Consider the following 24,477-nt stretch of genomic DNA (forward strand, 5'->3'; position numbering starts at 1 on the left):
AACTGCGCAATCTTTTCAACGGGGGTCTGGGGGCGTAGTCCCCACGTCACGACCCAATCACGATCGCTCACTTGACACCGCTGGCGCTCTTGCCGCCCTCACAGACACGGGCGTAGACCAGATCGCACGGGACAGCTCCCGTACGTTCGACGAGGAACGAAGAACGGGGCAGTGATGCGCAGCAATCTTCGTACACGCAGGTCGCCCAAGTCGCCCAATCACTCCACCAGTAACCCCACGCACAGGTCACACAGAGCCGCACAAGCCGCCGCAGCCGCCGTCATCGCCAGCGCCCTCACCCTCACCGCCTGCGGCGGCGACAACAAGAGCGACAAGGACAGCAACGGCACGGAAAGCAGCGCCGGCAGCGGCGGCACCGTCAGCCTTCCCAAGCTCGACGGCGCCAGTCTGGAAGTCGCCGCCGTGTGGACCGGCCCCGAACAGGCCAACTTCAAGAAGGTGCTGGCGGAGTTCGAGAAGCGCACCGGTGCGAAGGTCACCTTCGTACCCGCGCAGGACCCGATCATCAACTTCCTCGGTTCGAAGATCGCGGGCGGCGCTCCACCGGACGTCGCGATGCTTCCGCAGGTCGGTGCCATCAAGCAGGCCGTCGAGAAGAAGTGGGCGAAGCCGGTCGGCAGCGGCGCCCAGGCCCAGCTCACCAAGAACTACTCGCAAGGGTGGCAGGACCTCGGCAAGGTCGACGGCAAGCAGTACGGCGTCTACTTCAAGGCCGCCAACAAGTCTCTTGTCTGGTACAACACCAAGGTCTTCGAGAACGCGGGGGCCAAGGAACCCGCGACCTGGAAGGACTTCCTCTCCGCCGCCCAGACCATCTACGACTCCGGTGTCACCCCCGTCTCCGTGGGCGGCGCGGACGGCTGGACCCTCACCGACTGGTTCGAGAACATCTATCTCTCCCAGGCAGGGCCGGAGAAGTACGACCAGCTCGCCCAGCACAAGATCAAGTGGACGGACCCGTCCGTGAAGGACGCCCTGACCACGCTCGCCCAGCTGTGGGGCAACAAGAACTACATCGCGGGCGGCGCGGACGGCGCACTGCAGACGGAGTTCCCGGCGTCCGTGACGCAGACGTTCACCGGCGGCGACCAGCCCAAGGCGGGCATGGTCTTCGAGGGCGACTTCGTGGGCGTCAACATCGCGGAGACCAAGGCGAAGATCGGCACGGACGCGAAGGTGTTCCCGTTCCCGGCGGTGGGCAGCAGCGCCCCCGTGGTCAGCGGCGGCGACGCGGCCGTCCTGCTGAAGGAGTCCAAGGCCGGTCAGGCGCTGCTCACCTTCCTCGCCTCGCCCGACGCGGCGACGATCTGGGCGAAGCTCGGCGGCTATCTCTCCCCCAACAAGAGTGTGGCCAACTCCGCCTACCCGAACGCCGTCCAGCAGTCGATGGCGAAGGCCCTGATCGCCGCCGGCGACGACTTCCGCTTCGACATGTCCGACCAGGCCCCGCAGGCCTTCGGCGGTACGCCCGGCAAGGGTGAGTGGAAGGACCTCCAGGACTTCCTGAAGAACCCGAAGGACGTGGCAGGGGCGCAGGCGAAGCTCGAAGCGGACGCGGCCGCGGCGTACAAGGGCTGATCCGGCGATGTCGTCGGCAACGGCGGGAGGGGCCGGCTCGGCTCCTCCCGCGGCACCACGGCACAAGAGCGTGACCGGCACCCGCAAAACCGTGGCAGCGCTCTTCCTGCTGCCCGCCCTGGTGCTGCTCGGCGCGCTCGTGGTCTACCCGATCGGGTATTCGGTCGTCCGCAGCTTCTCCAACCAGTCCGGCGACGGGTTCGCCGGAATCGACAACTACAAGGCCCTGTTCACCGACGACGGCATCCGTACCGCGCTCAAGAACAACATCATCTGGGTCGTCTTCGCGCCGACCGTCGCGACCGCGCTCGGGCTCGTCTTCGCCGTACTCACCGAACGGGTGCGCTGGGGTACGGCGTTCAAGCTGGTCGTCTTCATGCCGATGGCGATCTCGATGCTCGCCGCGGGCATCATCTTCCGGCTGGTGTACGACCAGGACCCGGACAAGGGCGTCGCCAACGCCGTCTGGGTGGGGGTGCACGACACGTTCGCCGAGTCGTCCGCGTTCCCGAAGGCCCACCCGGGGCGGCAGTCACCACTCGAAGCCCAAGGTGGCGGGTTCCTCACCAAGAACCCCGTCCACGCCGGGCAGTCCGTCACCCTCCCGCTCGTCGGCGTCGCCCCCGACCAGATGCCCGGCAGTGCCAAGAAGGCCGTCCAGGCCAAGGCCGAGCCCGGCAAGGTCACCGGCACCGCCTGGCAGGACTTCACCCGCGGCAAGGGCGTCGGGAAGCTCGGCCAGGTGGACGCGAGTGAGCTCGGCTACGCGGGGATGAAGGTCGAGGCCGTGAAGGGCGGCAAGGTCGTCGAATCGGCGAAGGTGCGCGACGACGGGACCTTCACCCTCTCCGCCAAGGCCGACGGGGCTCAACTCCGGCTCCCGGCAAGCAACTTCAAGGAGCCGTACAACGGACTCGACTGGCTCGGCCCGTCGCTGGTCACCCCGGCCATCATCGGCTCGTACATCTGGATGTGGGCCGGTTTCGCGATGGTGCTGATCGCTGCGGGGCTCGCGGGTGTGCCGCGGGAGCTGCTCGAAGCCGCCCGGGTCGACGGCGCGAACGAGTGGCAGGTCTTCAGAAGGGTCACCGTGCCGCTGCTCGCGCCCGTGCTCGCGGTCGTCGCCGTCACCCTGATGATCAACGTCCTGAAGGTCTTCGACCTGGTCTTCATCATCGCGCCGGGCTCGTCCCAGGACGACGCCAACGTGCTGGCCCTGGAGCTGTACCGCAAGGGCTTCGCCGAGGACCAGCCGGGCATCGCGAGCGCCATCGCGGTGTTCCTGCTGCTGCTCGTGATCCCTGTGATGCTCTTCAATGTCCGGCGGCTGAGGCGGGAGGTGCGGCGATGACCACGGATGCCGGAAGTCCCAGGAAGGCGGCGCCCGTCACCGTCGTCAAGGCCAAGCAGTCACTCGGCTCCCGGCTCGCGAGCGGGGTCAGCGGCGGGATCGTACGCGTCTTCCTGCTCCTCGTCGGCCTGTTCTGGCTGGTGCCGACCATCGGGCTGCTGGTGTCCTCGCTGCGCAAGCCGCAGGACATGAGCGCGAGCGGCTGGTGGAAGGTCTTCAGTGAGCCCTCGCAGCTCACCGTGGACAGCTACCAAAAGCTTCTGGAGAACAGCGACATCACCCACTCGCTGGTCAACACGGTGCTGATCACGGTCCCGGCGACCCTCCTCGTCGTCGTCATCGGCTCGCTCGCGGGCTACGCCTTCGCGTGGATGGAGTTCCCGGGCCGCGACTGGTGGTTCCTGGGCGTGGTCGGCCTGCTGGTCGTGCCCGTGCAGGTCGCGCTGATCCCGATCGCCGAACTCTTCGGGAAGATCGGGATCTTCGGGTCGATCACCGGTGTGGTCTTCTTCCACGTGGGCTTCGGTCTGCCCTTCGCGGTGTTCCTGCTGCGGAACTTCTTCGCGGAGATCCCGCGGGAGCTCCTGGAGGCGGCCCGTCTCGACGGCGCGGGTGAACTGCGCCTGTTCGTACGTGTCGTGATGCCGCTCGGCGGTCCCGCGATCGCCTCGCTCGGGATCTTCCAGTTCCTGTGGGTGTGGAACGACATGCTGGTCGCGCTGGTGTTCTCCGACTCGGGCAGCCAGCCGATCACGGTCGCACTGCAGACGCAGGTACGCCAGTTCGGCAACAACATCGACGTACTGGCGCCGGGCGCCTTCATCTCGATGGTGATCCCGCTGGCCGTGTTCTTCGCGTTCCAGCGGCAGTTCGTGTCCGGGGTGATGGCCGGCGCGGTGAAATAGCCCTGCGCACAAGGCGTTTGAGGGGCGGGCCGGCACCGGCACGCCCCTCCTCGCCGTCACCGGAACGTACCGGCGCGTTCACCGCGTGTCCCCCGTATGCCACATCTGGCGTAACCAAGTCACCCCTTCGGCCGTTCCCGGGCAGGTATGCCCGCGCCGACCCATGGATGTCCGTTGCCCAGGTTCAGTGTCATCGTCCCCGCGTACAAGGTTCAGGCATACCTGCACGAGTGCCTGGAATCCGTTCTGGAACAGTCCTATCCGGACCTCGAACTGATCGCCGTCGACGACTGCTCGCCCGATGCCTGTGGCGCGATCATCGACGAATTCGCGGCCCGCGACGTCCGCGTACGCGCCGTACACCTCACGGAGAACGTAGGTCTGGGCCGCGCCCGCAACGCGGGCCTGAAGCACGCCACGGGCGACTATCTGGTCTTCCTGGACAGCGACGACAGCCTCACCCCGGACGCGCTGCGCGCGATCGCCGACCGGCTGAAGGAGACCTCCGAACCGGACGTCCTGGTCTACGACTACGCGCGCACCTACTGGTCGGGCGAGGCGGTCCGCAACCAGTTCGCGGGGCAGCTGACGGAGGAGGGCCCGGCGCCGTTCCGGCTCGACGACCGGCCGGGGCTGCTCAGGGTCCTGATGGTGGTGTGGAACAAGGCGTACCGCCGGGAGTTCGTCGAGCGCGAGGGCTTCGCCTTCCCGGCCGGGTACTACGAGGACACGCCCTGGACCTATCCGGTGCTGATGTCCGCGGAGACGATCGCCACCCTCGACCGGGTCTGCGTCCACTACCGCCAGCGGCGGCACGGCAGCATCCTGGGCACCAGCAGCCGTAAGCACTTCGACATCTTCGGGCAGTACGACCGGGTGTTCGCGCACATCGACACCCACCCGGAGCTGGCCCACTGGCGCCCGGTCCTGTTCCGCCGCATGATCGACCACTTCTCGACGGTGTTCCTCAAGCGCGGCCGGCTGCCGCGCGGCTCCCGGGCCGAGTTCCTGCGCAAGTCCCGTTCCCACTACCGCCGTTACCGCACGCCGGGCGCCCCCGTCCGCCTGCGCACCCGCGTGCGGCACGCGCTGGTGAGGCTGGGCACCTACCGCACGTACCGTCTGCTGTCCTTCCTGTCCCGCACGCAGAAGAGAACCGTGCGCCTGGCCACCGCCCTGCTCCGCACCGCACGCGGCGCCGCGCTGCAACTCCACTACCGCGTCCAGCTCCGCCTCCCGCTGCGCGCCGACCGTGCCGTGTTCTCCAGCTACTGGGGGCGCGGCCACGGCTGCAACCCGGGCGCCTTGGAGTCCGCGTTCCGCACGTACGCGCCGGGCGTCCGCACCGCGTGGATCGCGCACCCCGAGCACCACCACACGATCCCGGCGTCGACGCTCAGGCTGCGGCCCGGTACGGCCGGGTACTGGACGGCGCTCGCCCGCTCCAAGTACCTGGTGAACAACGTCAACTTCGACCGGCGGCTGGTGAAGCGCCCCGGCCAGATCATGATCCAGACACAGCACGGGACCCCGCTCAAGTTCATGGGCCTCGACCTCCAGGACCGTCCGGCGGCCGCGCGCGACACGGACTTCGCCGAGCTGCTGCGCAGCGTCGACAAGTGGGACTACTGCCTGTCGGCCAACCGCCACTCCACCCTGGTCTGGGAGCGGGTCTTCCCTTCCGGGTTCACGACGCTGGAGTACGGCCTCCCCCGCAACGACGTGTTCCAGCAGGCGACTTCGGCGGACGTGACCCGGCTGCGCCAGTCGCTCGGCATCCCCGAGGGCGCGGTCGCCGTGCTGTACGCGCCGACGTACCGCGACTACCGCCGCACCCAGCGCCGCCCCCTCGACCTGGAGCGCGTCCTGCGCCAACTCGGCCCGCGTTATGTGGTGCTGACCCGCGCGCACCACTCGTACCAGGCGCCGCTCACGAGCGCCGCGGGCGGCCGGCTGATCGATGTGTCCGGCCATCCGAGCATCGAGTCGCTGTGCCTCGCCTCGGACGCCCTGATCACCGACTACTCGTCCCTGATGTTCGACTACGCGGGCCTGGACCGCCCGATCGTCGTCCACGCGGACGACTGGGAGGCGTACGAGGCGGCCCGCGGCACCTACTTCGACCTGCGCGCCTTCCCGCCGGGCGCGGTCGCGCGCAGCGAGGACGAACTGATCGACATCTTCGCGACGGGGCACTGGCGCGGCTCGCGCTCGGCGCAGCTGCGGGCCGCGTTCCGCGAGCGCTTCTGCCCGTACGACGACGGGCGCGCCGCCGAGCGCGTCGTGCGGCGCGTGGTGCTGGGCGAGACGGCCGGACTGCCGCCGTTCATCCCGCTCGCCGAACGGCACCCCGTTCCGTCGGCCGTGGACGCCCGCCCGACGGCGCCCGTCGCGACGGTGCCCGCGCCCGGCGGTGCCGTCCCCCTCACCGAGCACCTCTGAACCGGAATCCGCGTGCCCTCCAGTCCCTCGCGGCCCACGCCGGCCCGGCCCACCACCTGGCGGCCCACCGGGCGGCCTGGGCGATCCGGGCGATGAAATGCCGGCTCAGCGCCCCTTGAGCGGGCTCTCCCCGGAGAGAACGCTCCCTGAGAGAAAGAGCAGAATGCCCCGCTTCAGCGTCATCGTGCCCACCCATGGAGTCGCCGGGCGACTGGCCCAAGCGCTGGACTCGGTCCTCAGCCAGTCCTTCGGCGACCTCGAGCTGATCCCGGTCTGCGACGCGCCGGACTCCCCGGCCGGGGCGGTCGCCGCCGCATACGCCGCGCGGGACGCCCGGGTCGCACCGGTCCACTCGCCCCCGTCGGGCGGGCTGAGCGCGGCGCGCAATGCCGGGATCGGCGCGGCGAACGGCACGTATCTGCTCTTCCTCGACGGCGACGACGTCCTGGTACCGGGCGCGCTGGGCGCCCTGGACGCGGGGCTCCGCACCGACGTGGACGTCCTGTACTTCGGGCACGAGCGGGTGCACTGGTGGGAGGGCGAGTCGAGCACGCCCCCGCTCGACAAGGACCCGGAGGTCGTCGGCGTACACGTACCCGCGTGGAGCGCTGCCTACCTTCGCACCTTCCTCGCAGAGCACCAACTCACCTTCCCGGAGGGGCACTTCACGGACGCCGGGTGGGGCGGTCTGGTGACCCTCGCGACCGAGCGGGCGGCGGTGCTGCACTCGGTTTGCGTACGGCATCACCTGCGCCGCCAGGGGAGTCGGCTCAATACGCCGGGTGAGCACCATTTCGAACTCCTCGACCAAGTCGAATTGGTGCTCGCCCGTGCCGCCGAGCAGAGCCGGGCCACCGGCCGGACCACGGGGCAAGCCGTGTCCGCCGCCAAGGCGCACGCGCTGTTCGGGCAGCTCTTCGCCCTCGTGCTGAAGACGGCGGCCCATCCGACGCGGGTGCCCGCGCGCCGCCGCCGGGCCTTCTTCCGCCGTGCGAGCAGGCTCTACCGGCTGTACCGCCCGGCCGGTTTCCAGCCGCCGGCGGGCAGTCTCGGCGTGCAGCACCGGCTGCTCGCGACCGGCGCCTACAGCGCGTTCCGGGCGCTGCGCGGCGCCAACCAGGCGGCGGCGAAGGCGGCGCAGCGGGTGCCGCGCCCGAGGATGCTGCGGACCCGCGCGCGCTACGCGGCGCAGCTGCGCCGCCCGCTCGACGAGAACCTCGCCGTGTACTGCGCGTACTGGGGCCGCGGCTACGCCTGCAGCCCGGCCGCGATCCACGCCAGGGCCCGCGAACTCGCCCCGCACATCCGCTCGGTGTTCCTGGTGGAGCCGGAGGCGGTGGACGCGCTGCCGAAGGGCATCGACTACGCGGTGATCGGCAGCCGCCGCTCCTGGGAGGTGCTGGCCCGCGCCAAGTACCTCATCAACAACGCGAACTTCGCGGACGCTGTCGTCAAACGCCCGGGCAGCGTGCACGTCCAGACACAGCACGGAACCCCGCTGAAGAAGATGGGCGTCGACCAGTCGACGTACCCGGTGGTGGCCGCCGCGACCGGCAGCTTCACCAAGCTGCTGAGCCGGGTGGACCGCTGGGACTACAACCTCTCCTCCAACCGGCACTCCACGGAGATGTGGGAGCGGGCCTTCCCGGGCACGTACGAGTCGCTCGACTACGGCTATCCGCGCAACGACGTCTACTACACGGCGACCGCCGAGGACGTGGCCCGTGTCCGCGAGCGGCTGGGTGTCCCCGAGGGAAAGACAGCCCTGCTGTACGCGCCCACGCACCGCGACTACAGCACCGGTTTCGAGGCGCGGCTCGACCTGGAGGCGTTCTGCGAGGAGATCGGCGAGGACTTCGTCGTCCTGCTGCGCGCCCACTACTTCTACGACGAGGGCCGTGGAAAGAGCAGCGGCCGGATCATCGACGTGACCGGGCACCGCTCCTCCGAGGACGTCTGCCTGGCCGCCGACGCGCTGATCACGGACTACTCGTCGATCATGTTCGACTACGCCAACCTCGACCGCCCGATCGTCGTGTACGCGGACGACTGGGAGATCTACCGGGAGACCCGGGGCGTCTACTTCGACGTGATGGAGGCGCCGCCGGGGCCGGTGGCGCGCACCCCGCAGGAGCTGGCCCGGGTCTTCACCGAGGGCGCGTACGCGGACGCGACCTCACGAGCCCTCCGGGCGCCGTTCCGTGAGCGCTTCTGCCAGTTCGACGACGGGCGGGCCGCCGAGCGGGTCGTCCGCAGAGTGCTCCTGGGCGAGCCGCCCGAGGCGATCCCCCCGGTGATCCCGCTCGCCGAGCGTCTTCCGGCCCCCGCCGCGTCCACCCTCGTAAGGAGCTGACGTGCCCCGCTTCAGCATCATCGTCCCCGTCTTCAAGGTGCAGGGCTTTCTGCGCGAGTGCCTCGACTCGGTCCTGGAGCAGTCGTACACGGACCTCGAAGTCATCGCCGTCGACGACTGCTCGCCGGACGGCTGCGGCGCGATCCTCGACGGCTACGCGGCCCGCGATCCGCGCGTACGGGTGCTGCACCTCCCGGAGAACGTCGGGCTCGGCCGGGCCCGCAACGCCGGAATGCCGTACGCCACCGGGGACTTCCTCTTCTTCCTCGACAGCGACGACACGCTCACGCCGGGGGCCCTGCGCGCGATGGCCGACCGGCTGGACGAGACCGCCGACCCCGATGTGCTGGTCTTCGACTACGCGCGCACCTACTGGTGGGGCGGCACCCGCAGGAACGCCCTGGCGCGGGTGCTCGCGGAGGCCGGTGACGGCACGTTCACGGCCGCCGGGCACCCGGAGATCCTCGAACTGCTGATGGTGGTCTGGAACAAGGTCTACCGCCGCGAGTTCGTCCTGCGCGAGGGCTTCGCCTTCCCGCCCGGGTACTACGAGGACACGCCCTGGACGTTCCCGGTGATGCTCAGCGCGGAGCGGATCGCCGCGCTGGACCGGATCTGTCTGAACTACCGCCAGCGCCGCCAGGGCAACATCCTGTCCACCACCAGCCGTAAGCACTTCGACATCCACGACCAGTACGAGCGGGTCTTCGCGTTCGTGGACTCCCGCCCCGCACTGGCGAGTTGGCGCCCCTATCTGCACCGCAAGATGGGCGAGCACTGTCTGGACATCCTCTCCAAGCCCGACCGGCTGCCCGAGTCCGACAAGGGCGAGTTCTTCCGGCTCACCGCCGCGCTCTTCCGCAAGCACAAGAGCGGGCCCGTTCCCCCCGAACTGCGGGTACTGGAAGGCGGGTTCGCGCGCTACCGGGTCCGGCGGCAGGCGGGCCGGCTCGGCAGGGAGCTCGGCCGGCGCGGGCAGCAGGCGCGCAGGGCGGCCGTCACGCGGGCCCAGCGCGGCTGGTCGGCCGTGTACGAACACCGGGCTCTGGACCCGGACTTGGCGGTGTACTCGGCGTTCTCGCACCGTGGGGTGCTCGGCGATCCGGCGGCCGTGTACGAGAAGGCGCGTGAGATCGCCCCGCACATTCGCGGCGTGTGGGTGGTCCGCGACGAGGAGCAGGCGGCGCTGCTGCCACCGGGGGTCGAGCATGTGCTCCTCGACTCCCCGCGCTACCGCCAGGTCACCGCGCGGGCCACGTACTTCGTCAACAACGTCAACTGGCCCGGCGCCCTCGTCAAACGCCCCGGGACCGTCCACATCCACACCCACCAGGGCACCCCGCTGAAGTACATGGCGGCCGACCTGCTGGACAAGCCGGGCGCCCGGCACGGCTTCGACGTGCCGCAGATGCTGCGCCGCGCCGACCGCTGGGACTACAGCCTGGTCGCCAACCGCCACTCCGAGCTGGTCTGGGACCGCGCCTACCCCTGCCACTTCACCTCGCTGCGCACCGGCAGCCCCCGCAACGACGTCCTCGTACGGGCGCGGCCCGAGGACGGCGCCGCGATCCGGGCCCGCCTCGGCATCCCGGCCGGGAACCGAGTGGTGCTGTACGCGCCGACACGCCGCGACTACGTCCGGGGCGGCCACATCGACCGTATCGACCTGGCCCGGTTCGCCGACGATCTCGGCGAGGGCCACACCCTCGTCGTACGGCTGCATCCGTCGCTCGCGGAGGGCCATGCGCGCGGGATGGGCCTGGCCGAACTGGACCGGCGCGGCGTGCTGCTGGACGCGACCGACGAGCCGCGTGTCGAGGACCTGATGCTCGCCTCCGACGTGCTGGTCACGGACTACTCGGCCCTCATGTTCGACTACGCCAACCTCGACCGGCCGATCGTGCTGCACACGGACGACTGGGGCGCGTACGCGGCGAGCCGGGGCGCCTACTTCGACATCACCGCCGACGCGCCCGGTCATGTGGCCGCCTCCTACCGGGAGTTGGCGTGGCTGTTCGCGTCCGGGGCGTGGCAGGACGCGGACGCGGCGCGGCTGCGGGCCGGGTTCCGGACGCGGTTCTGCGAGTTCGACGACGGGCGGGCGGCCGAGCGTGTGGTGCGGACGCTGATGCTCGGCGAGAAGCTCGACGAGCCGGTCCCCACCGTCCCGGTACCCGCGCAGGCGGGGCACGACGTCCTCGCCTCGTCGTGAGCGTCAGCGTGCGAACGGCCCTGACGACAGCCGTGAGATCGGCCATGACGACGGCCATGACGACGGCCACGAGAACGCCCGTGAGAACACGCACCTGGGTGATCGTCGTCGCGGCCGTCTTCGCCGTCCTCCAGCTCGCCAACGTGAGCGGCCGGGACACCCCCGACACCAAGAACTACCTCTCGTACGCGCTGAGTCTGCGCGGCGAGAGCAAGCACGACGCCGCCGCGATCACGATCGAGTACGCCTGCGAGGGCAAGGCGTCCATCGCGCGCCGCAACCAGAGCGTCAACGTGCTGAACTTCCACGGGCCGAGCCCCACCCGGCGGGTCATGGAGGAGTGCCGGCGCGACCAGTGGCGGGGGGTGTCGAAGCGGCTGCGGGCCGGGGAGACGGCGGGGCACACCGTGCCGTTCATGCCGCCGCGCTTCATGCGGATCTTCGAGGTGCGGCCGGGGTATCCGGCGCTGCTGGTCCCCTTCATCACGGTCCTCGGCGTGAAGTGGGGTCTGTGGGCGTCGAGCGTCGTCATCACGGTCGCCGGAGGGGTCCTCGCCTTCCTCGTCCTGCGGACCCTGCGCGTCTCCACCCGCGCGGCCCTCACCGGACAGGCCCTCTTCTACGCCCTGCCGTGCGGCACGACGGCCATGCGCCCGATGACGGAGGGCCTGCTGCTGACGCTGACCCTGGCGGCGCTGTGGGGCTGCGCACTGGTCCTGGAGGGCCGCGCGCGGGCCGGAACCCGGCTGGTCGGCGGGTCCCTGGCCGTCCTCTTCACGGTGAAGCACTCGCACGCGCTGTTCCTCGGGCTGTGCCTGGCGGGCGCGTGCGCGGTGATCGGTGCGCGGCGCGCGGGGTTCCGGCAGCCCTGGCAGGGACTCGACCGTCCGCTGCGGACGCTCGCGGTGGTGGCGGGCGGCGGGGCCGTGGCCACCGTCCTGCTGGCGAAAGTGCTGCACTACCCGTCGGAGTCCGAGAGCCTCCAGGACCTGCTCACGGCCCACTTCTCGAGCCCCGACCGCACCCGGGTGTGGCCGGAGTTCCTCCACCTGGAGTGGGACTTCTGGGTGGAGTGGCTGCGCCGCCGGCTCTGGGAACCGCTGTTCCTGACGGCCGTGCTGGCCGCCGCGTGGGGCGCGCTGCGCCGCCGTCCGGCCTTCGCCGGCTTCCTGCTCGCGGCCGCGTTCACCGGGGTCCTCAACCAGGCCGGGCACCCCGACATCAACATCTGGGGCGACCGGCTGATCGTCCTGGTGTGGCTGCTGCCGGCGGTGGGGCTTCCGCTGCTGCTGGAGGAGGTCGTACGGCCACGGGTGCGTCCCGTGGGCGGTGCGGTGCGGGGTCCGGTGCCGGGTGCGGTGCCGGGTCCGGTTCGGAGGGACACCGATGTCTCCGATGCCTCTGAGGTCGCTCGATGAGGTGACTAACGGCTAGGCCGTTGACCTTGGCGGGAATATACGGCAAATGCCGCAACCCGCAACTCAGCCGTGCCACCCCTCCCCCGGCTGCCCCAGTTCCCCCAGCCCCCGCCTCCCCTCCGCCACCCACGCCTGCCCGTCCTCCGCCCGATGAGCGCCGACGTCCTCGTCCGGCGGGCCATGCGTGGCGCCACCGCGCTGCGCGGCGGGGCCGACTGGCGCCCGACCCCGTACCAGTTCTTCGGCGCCCTGTTCTGGGTGGTGATCTCGCTCGCCTACTGGCGCGTCCCGCTGTGCTGCGACGCCGGCCAGCACGCGGCGGTCGTCGAGCGCCTCAAGGCGCATCTGCTCCACCCACGCCACCCGATGGCGGACCTGCCCGGCGCGGGCAGCCCCTACTACTCGCCGTACGCCGTGGCGCAGGGAGCCTTCGCCCGGCTGACGGGTCTGAGCGGCTGGGCGGTCGTACGGCTCTGTGGCCCGCTCAACCTGCTGGTCCTGCTGACCGGCATCGGCCGCTTCGTGCGCGTACTGACGCCTCGCCCATGGGCCCCGGTTCTCGGGCTGTTGGCGATGGTGCTGCTGTGGGGCACCGAGCGGGCCTGGTGGAGCGGCTATCTCGGGCTGATGTCGCTGACGGGGAACCTCGGCTATCCGTCGACGTTCGCCATCGGACTGGCCTTCTGGGCCTGGGCGTTGACGGGCAGGCGCGCGGGAGGCATCGGCGGACTCGTCCGGTACGTCGGCCCGAGCGGGCTCAGGAGCTTCTCCGGGTACGCCGGGGTCGGCGCCCTGTACGGGCTGATCCTGCTCGTGCACCCGATCACCTCCATCGCGGCGGTGCTCGGGGCGGTGGCGTTCGTCGCCGGGTGGCAGAGCCGGTGGCGGGCGGCGGTCGTGGGCCGGTGGACGCTGGCCGGTGCGGCGGCACTGCTGGTCGCGTACTGCTGGCCGTACTTCGACGTCCTCGCGCTGACCGGGAACCGCAGCGTGGACGCGATGCACGAGCGGCTGTACGAGGGGATGCCCGGGCACTTCTGGCTGGCGCTCATCGGGGTGCCCGCGCTGTGGCTGCGGGCCTGGCGTGCGAAGCAGGACGAAGGGCACTGGTGGCGGGATCCGCTGGTGCTGATGTTCGCACTGGAGAGCGCGGCGGTGGCGTACGGCTGGGCCGGCGGGCACTACACGTACGGCAGGATCCTGGGGCTCACGCTGGTGCCGCTGCAGTTCGCACTCGGCGTGGAGCTCGCGGCGCCGCGCCCCTGGAGGTCCGGGCGCCGGCTGCTGGGCTGGACGGCGGCCGCCGGGGCCTGCGTCGGCTTCCTCACCGTGCAGGCCGGGGCGGTGGTGCCGCGCTCGCTCGACCCGGTCGGCTTCGACCAGCCACCGCGCTGGCCGACGTACGCGTGGGCCGCGCAGCACATCAAGCCGGGGGAGGCCGTCATCACGGACGGGTACTACTCCGTCCACCTGATCGCGGGGTACGGGCCCGATCTTGCCGCGCCTGCCTGGCCTGATCCGGCGCTCGACGAAGGGGAGCGGTTGCGGCGGCTGTCCGCCGTTCGTGGCTATCTCGACCCGGGGTCCACGCCGGGTGAGCGTGCCGATGTCGTACGGCGGTATCACGTGCGGTGGCTGTTGCTTACCCGGTGGCGGAAGGTGCCGCCGGAAGCGACGGTGGTGGCCTGGAGTCGGTCTACCGGGGAGGTGCTTGCTCGGGTCGCTCCTCGGGGTGGGGGGTGACCGGTTCTATCGAGGCTGCGGGGCGGCGGGGGCTTGTCGCGCAGTTCCCCGCGCCCCTTAAGGGGCGCGGGGTGCTGTGGCCTGGTTACAAGGTCCCGGACTACTCGACCACCAGCTCCACCGGAATGTTGCCGCGGGTCGCGTTGGAGTAGGGGCAGACCTGGTGCGCCTGCTCGACCAGCTTGCGGCCGGTGGTCTCGTCGACGGTCTCGGGCAGTTCGATGCGCAGCGTCACCTTGAGGGCGAAGCCCTCGCCCTGCTTGCCGATGCCGACCTCGCCGGTCACCGCGGCCTCGCTGACGTCGACCTTCGCGGCGCGGCCGACGACGCCGAGGGCGCTGGCGAAACACGCGGCGTAACCGGCGGCGAAGAGCTGCTCGGGGTTGGTGCCCTGCCCGTTGCCGCCCAGCTCCACCGGCATGGCCAGCTGGAGGTCGAGCTTGCCGTCGGAGCTGACGGCGCGGCCCTCGCGGCCGTGGGTGGCGGTGGCGACAGCGGTGTAGAGCGCGTCCATGGGGACCATCCCTCTCAGGTCTGAGTCTTGCCGGGGCGGCCGGTCCGACCGCCTCACGACCACAATTAGAGCACGCAATTCAATTGTGCACAACTTAATGGCGGACAAGAGCTACCCTGGTCGCATGACCGCAACGCCCACCACCCCGAGCACGCCGAGCTCCGCGAGTACCCCGAGCACCCCGGTCCCGCCCGACGGGGACTACCTCCGTCTCGACGAGCAGATCTGTTTCTCCCTGAACGCCGCGTCGCGCGCCTTCGGCGGCGTCTACCGCGTGCTCCTCAAGGACCTCGGGCTCACCTATCCGCAGTACCTGGTGATGCTGGTGCTGTGGGAGCACGGCGAGCTGCCCGTGAAGAAGCTCGGCGAGCATCTGCGGCTCGACTCCGGAACGCTGTCGCCGCTGCTCAAGCGGCTGGAGGCGGCGGGGCTTGTACGGCGGGAGCGGAGTGTGCGGGACGAGCGGTCTGTGCACGTCCATCTCACCGATGAGGGCGTTGCCCTGCGGGAGCGGGCGTTGGCCGTGCCTCGGCGGATCGCTGCCGCGACGGGGGCGAGTCTTGAGGAGATCCGGGAGCTTCGGGCTCGGCTGGATCGGTTGACTGTGGCGCTGGATGAGGCGGCGTTGGAGTCGACTCCAGGGTGCTTGTAGTCCGCTGGAAGGGTAGTTCGTCGGCTGACGGCCGGTGGGGGCTTGTCGCGCCCACGCGGCGGAGCCGCAAATGTCACAGCCCCGCGCCCCTTAAGGGGCGCTCGTCTCACCGTCGCGTGGTGGCCTGCGGATGTACAGGCGCAGGGTCACGCCTCCTCGTGTGATCTCCTGGAGGGGGACGAACTCCTCCTCCACCAGGGTGAGTTTGAGGCGTTCCGTGGGGCTGTCCGGGGTCCAGGTCGGGCGGGTTGCGAAGGGTTCGGCGACGAGCCAGACGTGGTCGAGGCGGGAGAGGCGGCGGCGGAGTTCCGAGGGGGACGCCTCCTGTCCGTAGAGGGTTCCGGAGGACGGGCCCGGGGCGCTCAGGGCGACGTCGCGGACTCCGCGGAAGCCGTTCGGGTACGTCAGTGCCGAGCGTCGCACGATCGAGGGCAGGAACAGGACCGGGTCGCCGGGGCGCAGTTCACGCCCCGCGGTGGCGGAGACGGTGGCGAGGTTGTCGGCTCCGTGGCCGGGGGTGCGGTCCAGGCGGAAGAGGGGGAGCTGGAAGGCGAAGCCGAGGATGACGGCCAGGGCGCCGACGAGGGTGACGCGCGCTCCGGTGGGGACGGTGAGGCGCAGCCGGGGCAGCAGGCTCACCAGCCGTTCGGCGCCCACCGCGGCGAGCAGTGGTGCCCCGGCGAGGGCGTACAGCACATAGCGGTCGTCGTACAACGGCCAGAACTGCGAGACGGCCATCAGCAAAGCCGGCGGGACGACCATGAGGGGCAGGGCGACCGCCTGAAGCGACAGCTCGCCCCGCCGCGCGAAGGGCCGCCACAGGGCGAGGGCGATGAGGACCAGGTGCGGCACGACCACCAGCCGTGCCGGGCCCGTGAACGCCGACAGCAGTCGCACCACGCTCCCGAGGCCGGGCCGCGGCAACCACGCGACCTGCGCGGACTGCGCGTGCGAGACGAGGGCGAGCGGCACCAGCGCCAGGACCACGGCTCCTGCCGCGCACCCCCACGCCCGCCACACCCGCGCCGGCACCCGCGCGAGCACCAGTGTCCCCGCGTGCGCGAACAGCAGGAGCACCGCCAGCTCGTGCAGCAGACACGTGACGGCGACCGCCGCTCCGTATGCCCACCAGTGCCGGCTCGCCGCCCTCCCCCAAGTCCTCGGCTTTGTACGAGCAGGGGGGACCGTCATGGCCCGCACCAGCAGCCAGGTCGCTGCCGCCGCTCCGGCCGCGACGAGCGCGTACGACCGGCCCTCCTGCGCGAAGTGCCCGGTCATGGGCGTGACGGCGTACAGCAGCCCCGCCCACAGGCCGACCCGCGGGCGGCACAGCCGGACGCCGAGGGCGGCGACGAGACCCGCGGTCGCGGCGGCGGCGCAGACCGAGGGGAGCCGGAGGGCGACCTCGCCGGGGTGCGGGGCGAGGACGGGATGCATCAGGAGGTAGTACAGGCCGTGCACCGCGTCGACGGAGTGCAGCAGCTGCCAGATCTGCGGCACCGAACGCCGCGCGACCTGGAAGGTCACCCCCTCGTCGCGCCACATGCCACCGCGGTCGAGTCCCCAGAGCCCCACCGCGAGCATCACGAGCACGGGCAGGAGGACCGCCAGGACCGCCATCGCCTCCGGACGCCCGGCCCCCGACCGCCTCACCCACACACTCACCATGAGACCGATTTTTTGCTATTAACCAACGTTGGAAGGGTATTGACGGCGTATCAACCCACATGACCCATCCATGCGGCTTACGATCCGGGCTTGATGAGCGCCTGGAGAGTTCCCCGATGACTTCCTTGATGACTTCCTTGTTGAGTCCTTTGAAGAGTCCTTTGACGAGCCCTATGAAGAAACATCGCCGCCCGCTCGCCCTCGCCGCCGCCTGGCTGGCCACCCGCTCGCTGATGCTGTGGATGCTCGCCCACGACGAGCTCGCCCCGCTCGGCCGGGGCGGGGTCTCGAAGGAGGTGGGCCAGCTGTACTTCCGCTGGTACGGCGTCCTGTCGCACGGCGCGTTTCCGGCGGACGACCGCATGTGGCAGTACCCGCCGGGCGCGGGCCCGGTGCTGCTCGCGCCGGCGCTGCTGCCGATGCTGACGTACTTCACGGCCTTCGTGACGCTCACCCTCGCCACGGACGCCGTGATCACCGTCGCCCTCGCGCGCGCGGGCAGGGGCCCGGGCCGCAGCCCGCACGGCGCCGCCCTGTGGACGCTGGCGCTCCCCCTGCTCCTGCACATCCCGCTCGCCCGGTACGACGTCGAGGTCACCGCCTTCGCCGTCATCTCCCTGTTGACGTTGTCGCGCTCCACGCGTGCGTGCGGAACGTTCGCCGCGATGGGGGCCCTGGTGAAGGTCTGGCCCGCGCTAGCACTGATCGGCACTCCGCGGGGCCGTACGACACGGGAGGCCTGGACGTCGGCGGCGGTCATGGCGGGCGCGCTGCTCACCCTCCTGGCGGCCGTCTTCAGCAACCCCTTCGGCTTCCTGCGCCAGCAGGGCGGCCGGGGCGTGCAGATCGAGTCGCTCGGGGGCACGGTGCTGGGCTTCGCACGCCGCGCCGGGTGGCCGGGGACGGTGCACTACCAGTACGGCGCGATGGAGTTCGTGGGCCCGTACGTCTCCACGGTCGCCGCCGTCTCGCTCGCCCTGACGGTCGCCGCGTTCGGGCTGCTGCTGCTGTGGCGGGTGCGGGCGCGGCACTGGACTCCGGCGACTCCGTACGACGCGGCGCTCGCCGCCGTGCTGCTGTTCACGGTGACGAGCCGGGTGATCAGCCCCCAGTACATGGTGTGGCTGCTCGGCCTGTGCGCCGTGTGCCTGACCTCGCGGCACACCACGCAGCGTCTGGTGGCCGCGCTGGTCGTGGCGGCGGCAGCGGTCAGCTCGGTCGCGTATCCCGGCCTGTACGGGGAGGTCGTCCACAGCACCTGGGCGGGCTGCCTGCTGATGCTCGTGCGCAATGGTCTGCTGGCGACGGCCGCCGGGCTGTCGTTCGCGCGGCTGTGGCGGTCGGGCCACCCTGCGGCAGATGGCCACTCCGTGACAGATGGGGCGAAATCGGACGCGCCCGGGCGGAACGCTCACCCCATTCCTGCCGTCTTCCCGACGAGACACTAAGTACCTCTTAACGGAAAATTACAGGCAACACCTACCGTTCCGGCACGTGGATCCCATGAACCCTCACTCCCCGCAGGTCAGCGTCGTCGTCATCGGGTACAACGACGCCTCCCATGTGACCGACGCGGTGCGCTCGGCGCTCGCGCAGGGCCCGGCGGTCCGTGAGGTCATCGCGGTGGACGACTGCTCGGCGGACGGCAGCGGGGACCTCCTCGACGGCCTGGCCGCCGGGGAGCCGCGTCTGAGGGTGATCCGCCGGGCGGTCAACAGCGGGGGCTGCGGCAGCCCCCGCAACGACGGCATGGACGCCACGACAGCCCCGTACGTGATGTTCCTGGACAGCGACGACGTGCTGCCGCCCGGCGCGGTGGACGCCCTGCTGGGCGCGGCGCGCGAGCAGCGCGCGCCGGTCGCGTCCGGGCTCTGCGTGCGCCGCGAGCTGCCCTCGGGGCGCGAAGTCCCATGGGAGCGCGCCCTGTACGCGCGCCCCGCGCTGGTCCCGCACCCCGCACGGCGCGCGCGCCTGGTGCACGACACCCTCTGCGTCAACAAGCTGTACCGCACCGACTTCCTGCGCGAGCACGGGATCCGCTTCCCCGAGGGCCGCTTCCGCTACGAGGACTTCGTCTTCACCGCGCGCGTGCTGGCCGCCGGACCGCGCATCGCGCTGATCCCCGACACGGTGTACGTCTGGCACGTGCGGCGCGACGCGGCCCGGCTGTCGATCTCGCTCGACCGGGCGGACATCGACAACTGGCGGGCGCGGACCGAGGCCAACCAGGCGGCGTACGAGATCCTGCTGGGCGCCGGTGAGAAGCGGCTCGCGCAGGCCGTGCACGCCAAGTTCCTCGACCACGAGCTGCGGATGTACACGCGCGAACTGGAGCTGCGCGGTCCCGAGTACCGCAGCGCGTGGTGGGAGCTCACGCGCGCGCACCTGTCGACGTTCGACGCGACCGACTTCACCGTGAACCCGACCGCCCCCGGCCGCCTCGTCGCCCGCGTGCTGCTGGCCTCACCCGCGCCCCGTGATCTGCCCCGCCTCAAGGAGCTCGCGGCCCGCCCGGCCAGGCTGCTCCCGCCGTACGCGCGCGCCTCCGACGGGACACCCATCTGGTCGCACGACCTCCCCCAGGTGACGCTGGACCACTTCCTCGTCCGCCCCGCGCATCTGATGCCGGCCTCCGTCGACGCGGAACTGCGGCCACGCGCGCGTGGCACCCGTCTGCGGCTGCGTCTGCACGAGCTGTACGGGCGGATGGCGGAGGCGGGTCCGGCGTCGGTGGAGGTGGAGTTCGTGCACCGGGAGGAGGGCCGGGTGGGCGGGCGCGGCACAGCGGTCTTCGTGCCCGACCGGTACGGGGACCTCTGGACCGCCGGGACGCCGGTGGACCTGTCGGCGCTGGGCGCGGGCATCTGGGACCTCCGGCTGAAGCTCGCTTTCCGCGACGGCACGAGCCGCGAGGCCACGGCGCACGCGCTCACGGGCCCCGGCCTGCTGCGCCGCCGCGCGATCCCGGACGCCCGCCACGGGGTCCTGCTGGTGCAGCCGTACCGCACGCACGCGGGGGCGCTGGCGCTGCGCACGGCGTCCGGTTGGAGAGGAATGACCGAAGTCGTACGCCGCCGGCTCGGCCGCCTGCTTCACTGATACGCGACCGACCGCCACACGCACCACCACGCACCACCGCACACCACCACCACGGACTCACCGACGAGGGGACGACCGCACATGACCTGGCTGATCACCGGCGGCGCCGGCTACATCGGGGCGCACATCGTCCGCGCGATGCTCGACGCGGGCGAACAGGCCGTGGTCTACGACGACTTGTCCACGGGGATCGTGGAGCGGGTGCCGTCCGGAGTGCCGCTGGTGGTCGGCTCGACCCTGGACGCCGATCTGCTGGCCCGGACGCTGAAGGAGCACGCCGTCACCGGTGTCGTCCATCTGGCGGCGAAGAAGCAGGTCGGCGAGTCGGTGGAACTCCCGCTGCACTACTACCGGGAGAACGTCGAGGGCCTGCGGGTCCTGCTGGAGGCGGTGACGGTCGCGGGGGTCGGCTCCTTCGTGTTCTCGTCCTCGGCGGCGGTGTACGGCATGCCGGATGTGGACCTGGTCACGGAGGAGACGCCGTGCGTGCCGATGAGCCCGTACGGCGAGACGAAGCTGGCGGGCGAGTGGCTGGTCCGCGCGACGGGCCGGGCGACGGGCCTGTCCACGGCGTCGCTGCGCTACTTCAACGTGGCGGGGGCGGCGACACCGGAACTGGCCGACGTGGGTGTCTTCAACCTGATCCCCATGGTCTTCGAGAAGCTCACGGAGGACGCCCCGCCACGCGTCTTCGGTGACGACTATCCGACCCCCGACGGGACGTGCGTCCGGGACTACATCCATGTGGTCGACCTGGCCGAGGCCCATGTGGCCGCGGCCCGCGCCCTGGAGGCGTCCCCGGGCACCGACCTCACCCTCAACATCGGCCGCGGCGAAGGCGTCTCGGTCCGCGAGATGATCGACCGCATCAACGCCCTCACCGGCTACGACCGTCCCCCGGTCACCACCCCTCGCCGCCCCGGCGACCCGGCCCGGGTGGTCGCCTCCGCCGACCGCATCGCGACCGCGCTGGGCTGGAAGGCGAAGTACGACGTCCAGGACATGATCACGTCGGCGTGGGCGGGGTGGGTACGCCTGCATCCGGGGGCGGCGCGCGACTAAGGGGCGCTCCCAGGAACGCCAGGTACTTCCAGGGGCTTCTAGAGAGCCGCCTTCGCCTCGCTCAGCTGGGGGAAGGTGACGCCGGTCAGCTCCTCGGAAGCCCTCCACAGGTGGACGGCGGACACCGGGTCACTGGCCGCGGCCGAGCGGCCGACGAGCGTCGGCCCGCCGCGCATCTCGGCGAACCCGTCGGGGCCGACGTAGCTGGCTCCGGGCAGATCCTGGGTGGCGGCGTACAGCGTGGGCAGGGCGCCCGCCTTGCTGTCCTGGGCGAAGAACCGGTTGCCCACCGCCATCAGGGCCCGCCGGAACACGCTGGCGTCGTGGCCCTGGAGGTTGGTGGCGGCCCAGCCGGGGTGCGCGGCGAGGGCCCGCACGGGCCACCCCTCGGAGGCGAGACGGCTCTGCAGCTCCAGGGTGAACAGCAGATTGGCGAGCTTGGACTGGCTGTAGGCGGTCATGGGCGAGTACGCGCCGCCGGTCAGGTGGAGATTGTCGAAGTGCATGTGGTTGCTGCTGGGGATCTTGTGGGCCCCGGAGGCCACGGTGACCACCCGGTCGGTCACGTACGGCAGCAGCAGGTTGGTCAGGGCGAAGTGGCCCAGGTGATTGGTCCCGAACTGCATCTCGAAGCCGTCCTTGGTGCGGGCCTCGGGGATGTTCATGATTCCGGCGTTGTTGATGAGCAGATCCAGGTCGCCGGTCCAGGAAGCGGCGAACTCCCGTACGGAGGAGAGGTCGGCCAGATCGAGCCGCCGCACCTCCACACTCCCCTTGACGTCCTTCACGGTGCCGGCGGCCGCCTCGCCTCGCCGCACGTCCCGTACGGCGAGTACCACGTGGGCACCGGCCCGGGCGAGGGCTTCGACGGTGGCGATGCCGAGCCCGCTGTTGGCGCCCGTGACGACCGCCGTACGGCCGGTCTGGTCGTCGATGTCGCTTGCGTTCCACTGCTGCTGCTTGGCCATGCGTTTCAATGTAGGCGTCGACAACAATGCTGTCAACGACAACAATGATGACGACGCCAACAATAGTGACGCCGCCAACAATGTAGCCGGTGGACACATGTGCACTACACTGACCGCTATGCAGACTGGCCAGACACGTCGTTACCACCACGGAGACCTGCGCGCCGCGCTGCTGACCCGCGCCGAGGAGACGCTCAAGGAGAAGGGTCCGGCCGCCCTGTCCCTGCGCGAACTGGCCCGCGACCTCGGCGTCAGCCACGCCGCGCCGAGCCGCCACTTCAAGGACAAGCAGGCCCTGCTGGACGCGCTGGCCGAGGCCGGTTTCGACCGCCTCGGCAAAGCGCTGGCCGCGTCCCAGGAGACGGCGGACGAGTCCTTCGCCGACCGCCTGGGCGCCCTGGCCCGCGCCTACGTGGGCTTCGCCACCGCCAACGCGGAACTCCTCGACCTCATGTTCTCCATCAAGCACGACCCGGCCGCCTCCGATGCCCTGATCAAGGCCGCCCAGGGCATGTCGGTACTGGGCCTGCACCTGATCGAGGACGGCCAGCGCCGCGGCGAGGTCCGCGAGGGCCCCGTCGCCAGCATCGCCACCCCTCTCTTCACCACCCTCCACGGCTTCGCCGCCCTCGCCGTATCCGGCACTCTCCCCTCCGCAACCCTGAACACAGACCTGGAGTACGTCATCGCCCACACCCTCCGCGGCTGCGCACCGGACGCACCGGGGCGGGCCTGAGCGGCAGCGCCCACAGCGCGACCGGCGCAGCCCCCGTACGCTCCCTCAATGACCGCCCCCAGCACGGCCCTCGATGCGGCACTCGGCACCGTCCTCGGCTCCGCGGTGGGCGACGCCCTCGGCGCCCCCTTCGAGTTCGGCCCCGAAGGAGCGTTCACGGCCCGCTTCCCGACGCCCGGGTACGGCGGGGAGATGTGCGGAGGCGGCGGCTGGGACCCCGGTGAAGCAACCGACGACACGCAGATGGCCGTACTGGTCGGCGAGTCCCTGCTCCAGCACGACGGGCTCGAACTCCCCGACATCTTCCGCAGGTTCCAGCAGTGGGCGGCAGCCGATCCCAAGGACATCGGCCTGCAGACGGAGGCCGTGCTCGGCAGCGGAGACCCCTGGGACCTGGCCGCCGCCCTCCACTTCCAGGTCAGCCAGCGAGCGGCGGGAAACGGCTCGTTGATGCGGGCGGCCACCTCCGCCGTGTACTTCGCCCCGCACGGACGAACCGTCACCATGACCGCCGCCCGCCGGCTCGCCGCCCTCACCCACGGCGACCGGGCGGCCTGGGAGGGCACGGCACTCTTCCACGAGCTGATCCGCGTCGCACTGGACGGCCGGGACCCCCTCACCGCGATCCCGGAAGCGCTCGACTTCGTCCACCCGGACCATCGCGCCCGCTACGCCACCGTCCTCGCCCCCGACTGGCACCCGGATCAGGCCACCGAGTTCAACGGCGCCGTATGGCCCTGCCTCGGCTCCGCCGTATGGGCCCTGCGGACAACGGACTCCTACGAAGCCGCCGTACGCGCCGCGATCGACCTCGGCGGCGACACGGACACCGTTGCGGCGGTGACGGGCGGACTCGCGGGTGCCGTGTACGGGGCGGACGCCATTCCGGAGCGGTGGTCCGAGCCGCTCCATGTACCCCTGCCGGGCTCCGGCGAACGGGTCCTTCGGGCACCCGAACTCGCCGACCTTGCCCGCCGGCTGGCCCAGTGACCATGCCCTGAGCGAACAACTCGGCACGGCCATGGGCGGCGTCCCCAGCATCGGCGTCATGGGGCCCAAGGCGACGGGGACGGGATCGACACCGGCGTACGACGAACACGCCGACTGGTACAACGACTTCATGTCGGCCGGCACGGCCGGGGCGTACATCGAGCGGGTGCACGCCACGATCGTGGCGTTGCTGGGGACCGGCGAAGGGATGTGTCTGGACGTCTGCTGCGGCACGGGGGCCCATGCGCCCGCGCTGGGCGGGCTCGGGTGGACGCCGGTCGGTGTGGATCTCTCGGGCGGTCAACTGCGACACGCGGTACGGAAGTTGCCCGTCGCGCAGGCGGACGCGACGGCGCTTCCGTTCGGTGACGGCTCCGTGCCCGCCGTGGCGTGCGTGCTGGCCCACACCGACGTGCCCGACTATGCGGCCGTGCTGAGGGAGGTCGCGCGGGTGCTGCGGCCCGGTGGGCGGTTCGTGCACCTTGGGGTGCATCCGTGTTTCATCGGCGCGTTCGCCGACTGGAGCGACCGGCCCAGGGTGCTGCTCGACGAGCGGTACGCCGACCGGTCCCGCAGCTTCGAGGCGTGGAACCCGGCGGGTGTCCGGGCCCGTGTCGGCGCCTGGCACCTCCCGCTCGCGGAGCTGCTCAACGCCACGACGGCGGCCGGGCTCCGGCTGGTGCGCACCGCCGAGGCGGGCCCCGGCGGGGTCCCGGACCTGTTCGGCTTCCTGGCCGTGAAGGACTGACCGAAGGGGCTGGGCGA

Annotated in this window: 18 protein-coding genes; 15 read left to right on the forward strand and 3 right to left on the reverse strand. The window is 71.1% G+C overall.

All coding sequences use genetic code 11. From position 1 onward, the window contains the following. Positions 1-174 precede the first annotated feature (174 nt). The 8 genes from AB5J50_RS20290 to AB5J50_RS20325 all read left to right on the forward strand — a co-directional run bounded on the left by AB5J50_RS20290 (position 175) and on the right by AB5J50_RS20325 (position 14,023). Complete coding sequence (locus AB5J50_RS20290; protein ID WP_369259864.1) at positions 175-1,599, forward strand: ABC transporter substrate-binding protein; 1,425 nt, start codon at positions 175-177, stop codon at positions 1,597-1,599. Positions 1,600-1,606: 7 nt separating this feature from the next. After that, positions 1,607-2,950 (forward strand): carbohydrate ABC transporter permease, encoded by a 1,344-nt coding sequence (locus tag AB5J50_RS20295; protein WP_369259865.1) that lies wholly within the window; start codon positions 1,607-1,609, stop codon positions 2,948-2,950. Continuing rightward, entirely contained in the window at positions 2,947-3,855 is a 909-nt protein-coding gene (locus tag AB5J50_RS20300; protein ID WP_369259866.1) for a carbohydrate ABC transporter permease, read from the forward strand. Before AB5J50_RS20295 ends, AB5J50_RS20300 begins: the two co-directional genes overlap by 4 nt. A 174-nt stretch (positions 3,856-4,029) precedes the next feature. Then, positions 4,030-6,297, forward strand: a complete 2,268-nt coding sequence (locus AB5J50_RS20305) for a CDP-glycerol glycerophosphotransferase family protein (RefSeq protein WP_369259867.1) — start codon at positions 4,030-4,032, stop codon at positions 6,295-6,297. Between the two features lie 163 nt (positions 6,298-6,460). Next, a complete protein-coding gene (locus AB5J50_RS20310; RefSeq protein ID WP_369259868.1) occupies positions 6,461-8,650 on the forward strand; it encodes a CDP-glycerol glycerophosphotransferase family protein in 2,190 nt (729 codons plus the stop codon). Position 8,651: 1 nt separating this feature from the next. Next, complete coding sequence (locus tag AB5J50_RS20315; RefSeq protein ID WP_369259869.1) at positions 8,652-10,862, forward strand: CDP-glycerol glycerophosphotransferase family protein; 2,211 nt, start codon at positions 8,652-8,654, stop codon at positions 10,860-10,862. A gap of 80 nt (positions 10,863-10,942) precedes the next feature. Next, on the forward strand, positions 10,943-12,280 hold the full coding sequence (locus AB5J50_RS20320) for a hypothetical protein (protein WP_369259870.1): 1,338 nt from the start codon (positions 10,943-10,945) through the stop codon (positions 12,278-12,280). Between the two features lie 150 nt (positions 12,281-12,430). Next, entirely contained in the window at positions 12,431-14,023 is a 1,593-nt protein-coding gene (locus tag AB5J50_RS20325; RefSeq protein WP_369259871.1) for a hypothetical protein, read from the forward strand. A 100-nt stretch (positions 14,024-14,123) separates the two neighbouring features. Here AB5J50_RS20325 and AB5J50_RS20330 read toward each other — a convergent pair whose 3' ends face one another. Continuing rightward, the gene (locus tag AB5J50_RS20330; protein WP_327429158.1) at positions 14,124-14,537 is read right to left on the reverse strand and encodes an organic hydroperoxide resistance protein; all 414 of its coding nucleotides are present in this window, start codon (positions 14,535-14,537) and stop codon (positions 14,124-14,126) included. 124 nt (positions 14,538-14,661) lie between these two features. On the opposite strand from AB5J50_RS20330, the gene AB5J50_RS20335 reads away from it, so the two are divergent. Continuing rightward, positions 14,662-15,189 carry a MarR family winged helix-turn-helix transcriptional regulator gene (locus AB5J50_RS20335; protein ID WP_369259872.1) on the forward strand — a complete coding sequence of 176 codons (528 nt, stop codon included), beginning with the start codon at positions 14,662-14,664 and terminating at the stop codon, positions 15,187-15,189. 90 nt (positions 15,190-15,279) lie between these two features. On the opposite strand, the gene AB5J50_RS20340 is transcribed toward AB5J50_RS20335, so the two are convergent. Beyond that, positions 15,280-16,857, reverse strand: coding sequence for a glycosyltransferase family 39 protein (locus AB5J50_RS20340; RefSeq protein ID WP_369259873.1), 1,578 nt, complete (start codon positions 16,855-16,857; stop codon positions 15,280-15,282). A 173-nt stretch (positions 16,858-17,030) separates the two neighbouring features. Here AB5J50_RS20340 and AB5J50_RS20345 point away from each other — a divergent pair, with 173 nt between their 5' ends. The 3 genes from AB5J50_RS20345 to galE all read left to right on the forward strand — a co-directional run bounded on the left by AB5J50_RS20345 (position 17,031) and on the right by galE (position 21,018). Beyond that, positions 17,031-18,305, forward strand: coding sequence for a glycosyltransferase 87 family protein (locus AB5J50_RS20345; RefSeq protein ID WP_369259874.1), 1,275 nt, complete (start codon positions 17,031-17,033; stop codon positions 18,303-18,305). Between the two features lie 55 nt (positions 18,306-18,360). Beyond that, positions 18,361-19,956, forward strand: a complete 1,596-nt coding sequence (locus AB5J50_RS20350; protein ID WP_369259875.1) for a glycosyltransferase family 2 protein — start codon at positions 18,361-18,363, stop codon at positions 19,954-19,956. Positions 19,957-20,037: 81 nt separating this feature from the next. Next, on the forward strand, positions 20,038-21,018 hold the full coding sequence (gene galE, locus AB5J50_RS20355) for a UDP-glucose 4-epimerase GalE (protein ID WP_369259876.1): 981 nt from the start codon (positions 20,038-20,040) through the stop codon (positions 21,016-21,018). A gap of 38 nt (positions 21,019-21,056) precedes the next feature. Here the strand turns inward: galE and AB5J50_RS20360 are convergent, their stop codons facing one another. After that, entirely contained in the window at positions 21,057-21,986 is a 930-nt protein-coding gene (locus AB5J50_RS20360; RefSeq protein ID WP_369259877.1) for an oxidoreductase, read from the reverse strand. A gap of 118 nt (positions 21,987-22,104) precedes the next feature. Between AB5J50_RS20360 and AB5J50_RS20365 the strand changes: the two genes are divergently transcribed. Genes AB5J50_RS20365 through AB5J50_RS20375 form a run of 3 tightly spaced genes read left to right on the forward strand, consistent with a single transcriptional unit; the run spans position 22,105 to position 24,460 of the window. Beyond that, a complete protein-coding gene (locus tag AB5J50_RS20365; RefSeq protein ID WP_369259878.1) occupies positions 22,105-22,722 on the forward strand; it encodes a TetR/AcrR family transcriptional regulator in 618 nt (205 codons plus the stop codon). 48 nt (positions 22,723-22,770) lie between these two features. Next, complete coding sequence (locus AB5J50_RS20370; protein ID WP_369259879.1) at positions 22,771-23,712, forward strand: ADP-ribosylglycohydrolase family protein; 942 nt, start codon at positions 22,771-22,773, stop codon at positions 23,710-23,712. 58 nt (positions 23,713-23,770) lie between these two features. Further along, entirely contained in the window at positions 23,771-24,460 is a 690-nt protein-coding gene (locus AB5J50_RS20375) for a class I SAM-dependent methyltransferase (protein ID WP_369259880.1), read from the forward strand. Positions 24,461-24,477: the final 17 nt, after the last annotated feature.

The sequence above is a fragment of the Streptomyces sp. R35 genome (genome assembly GCF_041053035.1).
Taxonomy (GTDB): domain Bacteria; phylum Actinomycetota; class Actinomycetes; order Streptomycetales; family Streptomycetaceae; genus Streptomyces; species Streptomyces lutosisoli.

Bases quoted from the DNA above. Each gene is read 5' to 3' on its own strand.
- AB5J50_RS20345 (WP_369259874.1), top strand. From the start codon at position 17,031: ATGAAGAAACATCGCCGCCCGCTCGCCCTCGCCGCCGCCTGGCTGGCC.
- AB5J50_RS20375 (WP_369259880.1), top strand. From the start codon at position 23,771: ATGGGGCCCAAGGCGACGGGGACGGGATCGACACCGGCGTACGACGAA.
- AB5J50_RS20365 (WP_369259878.1), top strand. From the start codon at position 22,105: ATGCAGACTGGCCAGACACGTCGTTACCACCACGGAGACCTGCGCGCC.
- AB5J50_RS20330 (WP_327429158.1), bottom strand. From the start codon at position 14,537: ATGGACGCGCTCTACACCGCTGTCGCCACCGCCACCCACGGCCGCGAG.
- AB5J50_RS20335 (WP_369259872.1), top strand. From the start codon at position 14,662: ATGACCGCAACGCCCACCACCCCGAGCACGCCGAGCTCCGCGAGTACC.
- AB5J50_RS20350 (WP_369259875.1), top strand. From the start codon at position 18,361: ATGAACCCTCACTCCCCGCAGGTCAGCGTCGTCGTCATCGGGTACAAC.
- galE (WP_369259876.1), top strand. From the start codon at position 20,038: ATGACCTGGCTGATCACCGGCGGCGCCGGCTACATCGGGGCGCACATC.
- AB5J50_RS20310 (WP_369259868.1), top strand. From the start codon at position 6,461: ATGCCCCGCTTCAGCGTCATCGTGCCCACCCATGGAGTCGCCGGGCGA.
- AB5J50_RS20370 (WP_369259879.1), top strand. From the start codon at position 22,771: ATGACCGCCCCCAGCACGGCCCTCGATGCGGCACTCGGCACCGTCCTC.
- AB5J50_RS20325 (WP_369259871.1), top strand. From the start codon at position 12,431: ATGAGCGCCGACGTCCTCGTCCGGCGGGCCATGCGTGGCGCCACCGCG.
- AB5J50_RS20340 (WP_369259873.1), bottom strand. From the start codon at position 16,857: ATGGTGAGTGTGTGGGTGAGGCGGTCGGGGGCCGGGCGTCCGGAGGCG.
- AB5J50_RS20295 (WP_369259865.1), top strand. From the start codon at position 1,607: ATGTCGTCGGCAACGGCGGGAGGGGCCGGCTCGGCTCCTCCCGCGGCA.
- AB5J50_RS20300 (WP_369259866.1), top strand. From the start codon at position 2,947: ATGACCACGGATGCCGGAAGTCCCAGGAAGGCGGCGCCCGTCACCGTC.
- AB5J50_RS20290 (WP_369259864.1), top strand. From the start codon at position 175: ATGCGCAGCAATCTTCGTACACGCAGGTCGCCCAAGTCGCCCAATCAC.
- AB5J50_RS20360 (WP_369259877.1), bottom strand. From the start codon at position 21,986: ATGGCCAAGCAGCAGCAGTGGAACGCAAGCGACATCGACGACCAGACC.